The 9,770-nt window shown below is 69.4% G+C and carries 13 protein-coding genes; all 13 read right to left on the reverse strand.

Annotated elements, in window-relative coordinates; genetic code table 11:
• Positions 1-83: 83 nt before the first annotated feature.
• Positions 84-1,595: a YifB family Mg chelatase-like AAA ATPase gene (locus PUT80_RS30985; RefSeq protein ID WP_275294312.1), complete on the reverse strand. Its 1,512-nt coding sequence runs from the start codon at positions 1,593-1,595 to the stop codon at positions 84-86.
• Positions 1,595-1,975 (reverse strand): YraN family protein, encoded by a 381-nt coding sequence (locus PUT80_RS30990; protein ID WP_043827788.1) that lies wholly within the window; start codon positions 1,973-1,975, stop codon positions 1,595-1,597. Before PUT80_RS30990 ends, PUT80_RS30985 begins: the two co-directional genes overlap by 1 nt.
• Before the next feature lie 246 nt (positions 1,976-2,221).
• Entirely contained in the window at positions 2,222-2,545 is a 324-nt protein-coding gene (locus tag PUT80_RS30995; protein ID WP_003096226.1) for a DUF2469 domain-containing protein, read from the reverse strand.
• Positions 2,542-3,330, reverse strand: a complete 789-nt coding sequence (locus tag PUT80_RS31000) for a ribonuclease HII (protein WP_275294316.1) — start codon at positions 3,328-3,330, stop codon at positions 2,542-2,544. The genes PUT80_RS30995 and PUT80_RS31000 overlap by 4 nt, the downstream gene beginning before the upstream one ends.
• A gap of 95 nt (positions 3,331-3,425) precedes the next feature.
• Positions 3,426-4,352, reverse strand: coding sequence for a signal peptidase I (gene lepB / locus PUT80_RS31005; protein WP_037810276.1), 927 nt, complete (start codon positions 4,350-4,352; stop codon positions 3,426-3,428).
• Between the two features lie 31 nt (positions 4,353-4,383).
• On the reverse strand, positions 4,384-4,752 hold the full coding sequence (gene rplS, locus PUT80_RS31010) for a 50S ribosomal protein L19 (protein WP_009074470.1): 369 nt from the start codon (positions 4,750-4,752) through the stop codon (positions 4,384-4,386).
• Between the two features lie 193 nt (positions 4,753-4,945).
• Positions 4,946-5,692: a tRNA (guanosine(37)-N1)-methyltransferase TrmD gene (gene trmD / locus PUT80_RS31015; protein WP_275294313.1), complete on the reverse strand. Its 747-nt coding sequence runs from the start codon at positions 5,690-5,692 to the stop codon at positions 4,946-4,948.
• Positions 5,693-5,696: 4 nt separating this feature from the next.
• Positions 5,697-6,404 carry a hypothetical protein gene (locus tag PUT80_RS31020; RefSeq protein ID WP_037810273.1) on the reverse strand — a complete coding sequence of 236 codons (708 nt, stop codon included), beginning with the start codon at positions 6,402-6,404 and terminating at the stop codon, positions 5,697-5,699.
• A gap of 10 nt (positions 6,405-6,414) precedes the next feature.
• A complete protein-coding gene (gene rimM, locus PUT80_RS31025) occupies positions 6,415-6,930 on the reverse strand; it encodes a ribosome maturation factor RimM (protein ID WP_275294314.1) in 516 nt (171 codons plus the stop codon).
• Between the two features lie 25 nt (positions 6,931-6,955).
• Positions 6,956-7,195 carry an RNA-binding protein gene (locus PUT80_RS31030; RefSeq protein ID WP_003103110.1) on the reverse strand — a complete coding sequence of 80 codons (240 nt, stop codon included), beginning with the start codon at positions 7,193-7,195 and terminating at the stop codon, positions 6,956-6,958.
• Positions 7,192-7,635, reverse strand: coding sequence for a 30S ribosomal protein S16 (rpsP, locus tag PUT80_RS31035; protein ID WP_037810269.1), 444 nt, complete (start codon positions 7,633-7,635; stop codon positions 7,192-7,194). Before rpsP ends, PUT80_RS31030 begins: the two co-directional genes overlap by 4 nt.
• A gap of 166 nt (positions 7,636-7,801) precedes the next feature.
• Positions 7,802-8,593: a type II CAAX endopeptidase family protein gene (locus PUT80_RS31040; protein ID WP_037810267.1), complete on the reverse strand. Its 792-nt coding sequence runs from the start codon at positions 8,591-8,593 to the stop codon at positions 7,802-7,804.
• A gap of 88 nt (positions 8,594-8,681) precedes the next feature.
• Positions 8,682-9,404, reverse strand: a complete 723-nt coding sequence (locus tag PUT80_RS31045) for a CPBP family intramembrane glutamic endopeptidase (protein WP_043827770.1) — start codon at positions 9,402-9,404, stop codon at positions 8,682-8,684.
• Positions 9,405-9,770 lie beyond the last annotated feature (366 nt).

A 9,770-nucleotide genomic window follows, 5' to 3' on the forward strand; every position in this document is an offset into this window, starting at 1 on the left:
CATCTGGTCCGGACATCGATGCGCGGGTACGGGGGTTGATTTCGGGGCGTTCGCCGTCGGGCGGGCTCGGCGTGCGGGGTGGATCAGCCGGTTTTGCGTTCTCGGAAGTCCAGGGCCGCGGTGACGTGGTCGGTGTCGGGTTGGGGCAAGGCGGCCAGGTCGGCCAGCGTCCAGGCGATGCGCAGGCATCTGTCGGCTCCTCGGGCGGTCAGCAAACCTCGGTCCAGGGCTCTGTCTAAAACCGCGGTGGCGGGGGGTGGCAGGGCGAAATCTCGGCGCAGGATCGGGCCTGGGACTTCGGTGTTGGACTGCCAGCCGTGTTCGTGCCAGCGGTGTTTGGCTCTTTCGCGGGCGGCCAGGACGCGGGCTCGGACGGTCGAGGACGGTTCTGGGGTGGTGGATTGGTGGGCGGAGATCGCGGTGAGGGGGCGTAGGCGGACGCGGAGGTCTACTCGGTCCAGGAGGGGGCCCGAAAGGCGCGACAGGTAGCGGCGGCGGGTGGGTACTGAGCAGGTGCAGTCGGTTTCTCGCGGTGGGGCGCAGGGACAGGGGTTGGTGGCCAGTACCAGTTGGAACTGGGCGGGATAGCGGACGACGCCTTTCGCGCGGGCGATGCGGACTTCGCCTTCTTCCATGACAGTGCGGAGCGAGTCGAGGCGTTGGTTGCCGAATTCGCAGGCCTCGTCTAGGAAAAGCACGCCTCGGTGGGCTCGGCTGATGGCACCGGGAGCTGCTAAGCCGGTGCCGCCGCCGATTAGGGCTGGTGGGCTGATCGAGTGGTGTGGGGCGACGAAAGGCGGGACGGTTACCAGGGGCGATGACTTTGAGAGGGAACCGTCTACTGAGTGGATGGCGGTTACTTCCAGGGACTCGGCTGCGGAGAGGTCGGGCAGCAGGCCGGGGAGGCGTCTCGCCAGCATGCTTTTGCCTACGCCGGGCGGGCCGGTGAGCAGGAGGTGGTGGCCGCCTGCCGCGGCGACTTCCAGGGCCCATCTGGCTTCTGGTTGGCCTACTACGTCGGCTAGGTCGGGGACTTCCACTGGGGCGGCGGCTGCGGGAGCAGTGGGTGGTTCCAGCTCGGCTTCGTCTTTGAGCCAGGCGATGAGCTCGGCCAGGCGGGTTACTCCGGAGACTTCCAGGCCGTCTACCAGGGCGGCTTCTACCAACGACTCCGTCGGCACTACGGCGCGTTCGTGACCGGCGGCTTTGGCGGCCAGCAGGCCGGGGAGGACGCCGCGTACGGGGCGGATTCGGCCGTCCAGTGCCAGTTCGCCCAGCAGGATTGTGTGCAGGAGTTTTCGGGCAGGGACGGCACCGATGGCGGCCAGGACGGCGGCGGCGATGCCCAGGTCGTAGCCGGAGCCCATTTTGGGCAGGTTGGCGGGAGACAGGGCCAGCGTGATCTTGCCGTCGGGCCAGGATTCGCCGGAGTTGCGGACTGCGGAGCGGACTCGGTCTTTCGCCTCGCGGAGACCGGCGTCGGGCAGGCCGACCAGGGTGACTCGGCTCAGGCCACCGCCCAGATCGGCTTCGATTTCCACTACGCGGCCTTCGATGCCGAGCAACGCGACGGACCAGGTTTTGGCGTGGGGCATCAGAAAGCACCCACCAGGTGCCGGACGACCGGCTCTTCGCCGTCGGGGGCGTAGACGGTCACGACGTCGTAGCGGATGCGGCACCAGCCGACTCGATGTTCCTTGAGCCAGCGCATCGCGGCTCGGTGTACGCGGTCGATCTTGTCCTGCGTGACGGACTCAGCGGGAGTGCCGTATTTGGTGCTCGAGCGGGTTTTGACCTCGCAAAAGATCACCCGGTCGCCCTCGGACAGGACCAGATCCAGCTCGCCCTCGCGGCAGTGCCAGTTCCGGCTGAGCAGGACCATGCCGGCGGCCTGCAGATGCCGGGCGGCGAGGTCCTCGCCCCAGCGGCCGAACGTCCGTCGCCAGGCCGCGCCGGGGTGCGGGCCGTCGTTCATGGTGTCCCCCTCGGACAGCGTGAGCACCGTCGATCACGGTGCGTGTGCTTTCACGATCGCAGTGTGATCAAACGCCGCGCCAGGGGGATTCCGAGCAACTGTGGATAAGCCGGGGGTTGTGGATCAAGCGCTGGTCCGCGGACGAGAAGCCCGGCGGATTGTCGGTGCGGTGTGCGTGAGGGCAGAGAACGACGAAGGCCACCCGGGCAGGTGCCGGGTGGCCTCGTGGTGAGAGAAAAGCGGGGGTCAGCCCGAGAACGGGCCGTCCTCGGGGAGCCGCAGGTCAGGCTTGTCCAGTTCTTCGACGTTGACGTCCTTGAAGGTGATGACCCGGACGTGCTTCACGAACCGGGCGGGGCGGTACATGTCCCACACCCAGGCGTCCGACATGCGCACCTCGAAGTACACCTCGCCCCCGCCGTCGCGGACCTGGACGTCCACCGCGTTGGCCAGATAGAACCGCCGCTCGGTCTCCACCACGTACGAGAACTGGCCCACTATGTCGCGGTACTCGCGGTACAGCGAGAGCTCCATCTCGGTCTCGTACTTCTCGAGATCCTCTGCGCTCATGAAATCCGCGCCCCTCCTCGCATTCGTCCTGCTCCGGCGGCGGAGCGTTCATTCTTACCCACCGAGCGGCCCGGGGCACGGACCGGCCCGCCCGCTTTTTCCAGGGCATTCTCCAGTGCAGCGTAGGTGAGCACGACCGGATGCGGGGCAGTGAGTCCGTGTGCGAGGGCGACAGTGGCGACATTCGTGTAGGACCAGCGGTGCGCCGGGCTCGGGCCGTGCTCACTCAGCGCAGCCAGATGGTCCGAGGTGCTGTAGCCCTTGTGCACGTCGAAGCCGTACGCCGGCAACTCTTCGTGCAGGCCGGCCATGATCCGGTCCCTCGTCACCTTCGCCAGGACCGACGCCGCCGCGATGCTCGCGACGCTGCGGTCTCCCTTGATCACCGCGACATTCGGCGCGGGAATGCCGGGGACCGGGAAGCCGTCGGTGAGGACGTACCCGGGATGCGTGCGCAGTCCGGCGATGGCACGGCGCATGCCTTCGAGGTTCATCACCCGGATGCCGAGCAGGTCCACCTGCTCGGAGGGGATGACGATCACCGAGTAGTCGAGGGCGCGTTGCAGGACCCGGTCGTAAACCCGGTCCCGGGCCTTCGCGGTGAGCATCTTCGAATCGGTCAGCTCGGGCAGGCGCGCGCCGTCGCCGGGACGGAGCACGCAGGAAGCCACCACGAGCGGGCCCGCGCAGGCTCCGGCGCCGGCTTCGTCCACGCCGGCGACCGGGCCGAGGCCGCGTCGTTCGAGTGCGCCTTGCAGACCCCAGAACAGCTCGCCGCGCACCACGGCACGGGGCGGGCGCAGCGGTTCCGCCGGAGTGCGGGGAGGAGGGAGAGTCACCGAAACACCACCCGGGAGTCGCGGACGACGGAGCGCACCGCTCAGCGTCTCCGGCCGGCCGCCTTGCGGAGGCCTGCCTTCAACCGGCGTCCGACGAAGAGCGTCGGCACCGCGGTGGCGAAACCGATGCCGAGCGGCAGCCCTTGCTGCCACGCGGGCGCGCCGAGCGCGACCGGCTGGGCGTTCTGCTGCGGATTGTGGTCTGAGATCCCGCCCCAGCGGCTCGGCGGCAGCACGATGATGCGGGCCTTGCCGATGACGTCGTCGACCGGAACCGCACCGTTGGGCCCGCCGCCGCCCTGGTAACGCGAGTCGGCGGAGTTGTTGCGGTTGTCGCCCATCACCCAGAGCGCGCCCTGCGGGACCTTCACCGGGGCGAACGACTCCTGCACGCGGTGGTTGTCGTCTTCCCAGTGGATGTAGGGCTCGTCGAGGGCCTTGCCGTCCACGATCACCCGGTTGCGGTCGTCGCAGCACTGGACGGTCTGGCCGCCGGTGGCGATGACGCGCTTGACGAAGTCCCGCTCGTCCGGCGGCGCGAAGCCGACCAGCGAGCCGAGACCGCGCAGCGCGCGCACGACGATGTTGCTCGACTCCTGCGGCGCGATCTCGTTCTCGGTCCACGCGGGCGGGCCCTTGAACACGATCACGTCCCCCGGGGAGGGGTCGGTGAAGTCGTAGGTGACGCGGTCGACCAGAATCCGGTCGCCGGTGCAGCTCGGGCAGCCGTGCAGCGTGGACTCCATGGACCCCGACGGGATCATGTAGACCTTGGCGAGGAACGCCTGGATCAGGATCGTGAGCACCAGGGCGATCACGATCAGGATCGGCAGTTCCTTCCAGAACGACCGCTTTTTCGAGGACTTGCCCCGCCGGTGCGACCCCCGACGCCCGCCGGACCGTTCCTGGTCCTCCTCCGGGCGTTCGGGGCCGTCCTCATCGGCGTTCCGCGACACAGGTTCGACCACGTCGCCAGGCTACCGGTAACCGGCTCGTCACTCAGGAGGCGGAGGTGGTCTCGCGGTTCTCGCGGCGCTCCTTGATCTTGGCCTTCTTGCCGCGCAGCTCGCGCAGGTAGTACAGCTTCGCCCGGCGGACGTCGCCGCGCTTGAAGACCTCGACCTCGGCCAGGTTCGGCGAGTGCACCGGGAAGGTGCGCTCGACGCCCACGCCGAACGAAACCTTGCGCACGGTGAAGGTCTCCCGGATGCCGCCGCCCTGACGGCGGATCACGACGCCCTGGAAGACCTGGTTGCGCTCGCGGTTGCCCTCGATGACGCGGACGTGCACCTTGAGCGTGTCGCCGGGGCGGAAGTCCGGGATGTCGGAACGCAGTGACTGCGCGTCCAGCGCGTCCAGGGTGTTCATCGGTGGTCCGTCCTCGTATTCGTGTGGCTTACGTACAGCTCGAGCGCGCAGCGGATCACTGCGACTAGCCCGGGGCTGATGGCATTCACGGTTGGCATCGCGACTGAACAGCCGCTGTGAGCGCATGTAAAGCACCACGCGTCACGCCAACTAATCCATTATGGCAGAGGCCCCCGGAGACCTCGCACGGGGCCTATCCGGGCTGGTCGTCCAGCCCTTCGAGGACCTCGCGGTCCCGCTTGTCCAGGCTGCCCTCGGGCAGCCGGTCCAGGAGATCCGGCCGCCGCTGAGCGGTGCGTTCCAGCGCCTGGTCGCGCCGCCAACGGTCGATGAGCGCGTGGTTGCCCGAGCGCAGCACGTCCGGCACCGCCAGGTCGCGCCACACTTCCGGGCGGGTGTAGCTGGGGCCTTCGAGCAGGCCGTCGGAGAACGAGTCCTCGGCCGCCGAGCGCGCGTTGCCGAGCACGCCCGGCAGCAGCCGGACCACGGCCTCGACGATCACCAGCACCGCGGCCTCGCCGCCGACCAGCACGTAGTCGCCGATGGAGACCTCGTCCACCGGCATCCGGCGGGCCGCGTCGTCGACGACCCGCTGGTCGATGCCCTCGTACCGGCCGCAGGCGAACACCAGGTGCTTTTCCTCGGCGTAGGAATGCGCCAGCTCCTGGGTGAACGGCTTGCCCGCCGGGGTCGGGACCACGAGCCGGGTCCCCTCGCCGCACACGTCGTCCAGCGCGGGGCCCCAGATCTGCGGCTTCATGACCATGCCGGGACCGCCGCCGTACGGCGCGTCGTCCACCGCGCGGTGCACGTCGTGGGTCCAGTCGCGCAGGTCGTGCACGCCGACTTCGATGAGGCCGCGGTCGATCGCCCGGCCCAGCAGCGCCGCGCGCAGCGGGTCGAGGTACTCGGGGAAAATGGTGACGACGTCGATGCGCAAGCGGTTACCAGTTCCAGTACTCGGTGGCCTGGGCGTGCCACGGGCTCGGGACGTCCTGGTCGATCGCGAAGGCCATGCCCAGCCCCTTCGCGATCTTGATGCTGCGGTGCAGGGTCTTGCGGATCGGCGACCCGGCGGGCAGCCCGTTGTCGTCCGACCACGTCTCGGTCTGCGTGACACACGTGCGCGCCCCGAAGCGGGCGTTCGAGCACGGAGCGGGCGCGCCCCACGTCTGCAGGTGCTCGAAGTGGACGACCTTGCCCGAGCTCTTCTCGGTGATCGTGCCGCGCGCGACGAGCCGGTAGTCGGTGGACGGCACCGTCCAGCGGACGTAGTGCTGGCGGCCGCCGTCGGACGGGATCGGCGTGCAGGTGGAACCGGTGCACGCGAGTTCTTCGGTGACCCGCTCCGTGTAGTAGGTGCCGTTGCCGTCCCAGCCGTCGATCAGCACCCAGTCGCCGGAGCGGACGAAGTGCTCGGCGGTCGCGGGCGGCCACGTGACCGGGTCGCCCCAGGTGATCTGCGATTCAGTGGCCGACTGCGGCGACCACGCCCACTGGAACGCCTTCTCCCCCGGCGGCGCGTACTGTCCGGCGCTGCGCTGGAACATCATCGAGAAGTCGCCGTACACCGGCGAAGCGGCCTGCGCGGGCGGCGCGGCGAAAGCGGTGGCCAAGACGGCTGCGAAGACAGCCTTCGTCCAGAACTTCACGAACTCCCCCTCAGTCAGTGTCGAGGAGGCCCTCGGGCGGATCGAGCACGACCCGGCCCCCCGCGACGTCCACCACCGGAACGATGGCGCGGACGAAAGGTACCAAGACCGAGCGTCCGTCATGATCGAGTTCGAGCAATTCCCCGGCCGGCGAGTGGACCACCTCGACGACCTTGCCCACGGCCGTCCCGTCGGCGAGTTCGGCGCGAAGCCCGGCCAGCTCGTGGTCGTAGAACTCGTCCGGGTCGCCGGTGGGCGGCAGCGAATCGGTGTCCGCCAGCAGCAGGGCGCCGCGCAGGGTTTCCGCGACGTCGCGCGTGAGCACTTCCTCGAAACGCACCAGCAGCCGCCCGCTGTGTTCGCGGGCGGCTGCGATGGTGAGTTCTCTCGTGCTGCCGTCGCGCAGCTTCGTCGTGACGACCGCACCGATCGCGAACCGCTCCTGCGGCGAATCCGTGCGCACGTCGACCGCGAGCTCGCCGCGGATGCCGTGCGCCTTCGCGATACGGCCGACTACGACGTCCATACCTGACCGTTTCCGAGAATCCGGGTCAGCGATCGGTGTCGACGACGTCCACGCGGACGCCTCGGCCGCCGATGCCGCCCATCACGGTGCGCAGAGCGGTCGCGGTGCGCCCGCCCCGGCCGATCACCTTGCCGAGATCGTCGGGGTGGACGTGCACCTCGAGCGTGCGGCCACGACGCGTGGTCAGCAGCTCGACCCGGACCTCGTCCGGGTTGTCGACGATCCCGCGCACCAGGTGCTCGAGGGAGTCGGCGAGGAAGCTCACTCGGACTTCTCGCCCTCGGCAGCCTCGGCCTTGTCGGCTTCGGCCTTCTTCGGGGCCGACTTCTTCTTCGGCGTGACGGCCTCGGTGGAGGGCTCCTCGCCCGCCGCGGCCAGCGCCGCGTTGAACAGGTCCTGCTTGGACGGCTTCGGCTCGGCCACCTTCAGGGTGCCCTCGGCTCCCGGCAGGCCCTTGAACTTCTGCCAGTCGCCGGTGATCTCGAGGATGCGCTGGACCGGCTCGGTCGGCTGCGCGCCGACGCCCAGCCAGTACTGCGCCCGCTCGGTGTCGACCTCGATGAAGCTCGGCTCTTCCTTGGGGTGGTACTTGCCGATCGTCTCGATGGCCTTGCCGTCCCGGCGGGTGCGCGCGTCGGCGATGATGATGCGGTAGTACGGCGCACGGATCTTGCCGAGGCGCTGCAGCTTGATCTTGACGGCCACGGGTGTGGGTACTCCTCAGTGCTGTGTGGTGCAGGGCGCGCGCAGAACCCGTGGGGACAGGCTCGCGGCGCCCGGAGGTCAGGAGCTTCCACACGGCGAGAGGGTCCGGCGGAAGCGGGCAAGCGAACATTCTGCCAGATGCCGTCGTTGTGCCTGCGCAGGGGCCTCAGAAGGACGCGAGGCCGAGCGCGCCGAGCAGGATCGCGACGGCCGGCAGGAAGTTGTTGACCGCGTGCGCGACGATGCTGCCCGCCAGCCGTCCGGTGGACAGCCGCGCCAGCCCGATCGGGATGGAGATCACCAGCAGCAGGGTGGTGCGCAGCGGTTCCAGGTGGCTGGCCGCGAAGACCGCGGTGGACAGCAGGAACGCGGCGACCCGGCCCCAGCGCTCGCTGCGCCACTGCAGCCGCTCGACCGCGCCCCAGAGCAGGCCGCGGTAGATGATCTCCTCGCAGATCGGCCCGAGCAGCCACAGGTAGCCGAACATCACCGCGGCGGCGGGCACGGACATCTTGCGGTCGTCGACCAGCGCGCTGATCGCCGACGTCGCGTCCGCGGTGCCGACCAGCTGGGTCCACACGTAGGCGCTCAGCGAGGTGAGCACGAGGCCGAGCATGCCGAATTTGAGCCCGGTCCAGACGTCCGCCCAGCGCCATTCGAGCCGCAGGTCGAGCTTCGGGCCGTTGCCGCGCACGACGGTGATCAGCACCGCGACGCCGGCGGCGATCATGGTGGGCAGCATCGTGCCGAGCAGCACCGTGCCGATCGGGAGCGGCTTGCCCGGAGCCGTGGGGCCGGCGAGCGCGCCGATGAACGCGGCCGACGCCAGCAGCACCGCCTCGACCAGCAGGAACGCCCCGAATCCCCAGCGATGCGCCGGGAACGCGGTCGGTTCGGCCACCAAGTCCTCCGGGGAGAGCGCGCGGGAGAAAGGTTCACGGGGCTGTGATGTGGTCACGCCCGCCTCCCCGTGCTCGCTCTGCTCACCGGTCGAGCCTAGCGGCCGAAATGGTTTCGCACAGTACTCGACCGGTCACCGGTTTCCCTCAATGCCCGGTGAAGAGAAGGACGGCGGGCGGCAGGTTGTTCGCCGCGTGCGCGAGCACGCTCGCCGAGGTCCGGCCGGAAAAATGCCGCGCCAGCCCGAGGACGAGACCCTGGCCGAACAGCGCGATCGTGCGCGTGGTCTCGCCGTGCAGCAGCGCGAACACCAACGACGTGAGCACGAGCACCACCCACGGCGGGATCCGGTAGTGCAGCAGGGCGTTCCACAGCGCCCCGCGCAGCAGCAGTTCCTCGGTGAGCGGGACGGCGACCACCAGCACCAGCGCGGTCGCGATCAGCCAGACCGGGCTGCCGCCGGACACGTCGGGCAGGTCGGTGAGCGGGCTGTCGGACACCTCGTCGCCGCCGAAGACCGCGATTTCGGCGGCGTTCAGCACGAAGCCGACGACGAGCGCGAGCAGGCCGCAGGCGAGGCCGATGCGGAGGTCGCGGCCCCGGGTGCGGAGCCCGAAGTCGCGTTCGAGGCCGGAGCCGTACCGCAGCGAGGCGGTCGCCGGGCCGAGGCCGAGGACCAGGTTCGGCAGGAACGCCAGCAGCAGCAACGGTCCCGCGTACGCCTCGACCGGGTCGTCGTCGCCGACGTGCCGGTTGAACGCGGCCGCGGTGAGGAGGGTGACGAGGTAGTAGCCGGCTACTCCGAAGAAGAACGCGGCGAAAGCCCAATGGGCGCCCAGAATTCGCTTTCCCCCACCGTCTTCGGCCACGGGTTCACGCTATGTGGCTGGGGCGTGGCGCATCGAGGCGGGGTCGTCTCGCGCTCCTCGACCGGACTGCCCCTCGCCCCGGCGCGGACGCGAGGTCCGTGAGGGTCGCCTTGAGGGAATCTGATTCCCTCAAGGCGACCCTCACGGACTTCTGCGGAGCGGGAAGGCCACTGGGCCACCTCGTGCCCCGACGGGTATCGCATGCAACGAACGCCACATTGGGTGCGTCGCATGCAACCAACGCCACATTGGGTGCGTCGCATGCAACCAACGCCACATTGGGTGCGTCGCATGCAACCAACGCCACATTGGGTGCGTCGCATGCAACCAACGCCACATTGGGTGCGTCGCATGCAACCAACGCCA

The organism is Amycolatopsis sp. La24 (assembly GCF_029087445.1).
GTDB classification, from domain to species: domain Bacteria; phylum Actinomycetota; class Actinomycetes; order Mycobacteriales; family Pseudonocardiaceae; genus Amycolatopsis; species Amycolatopsis nivea.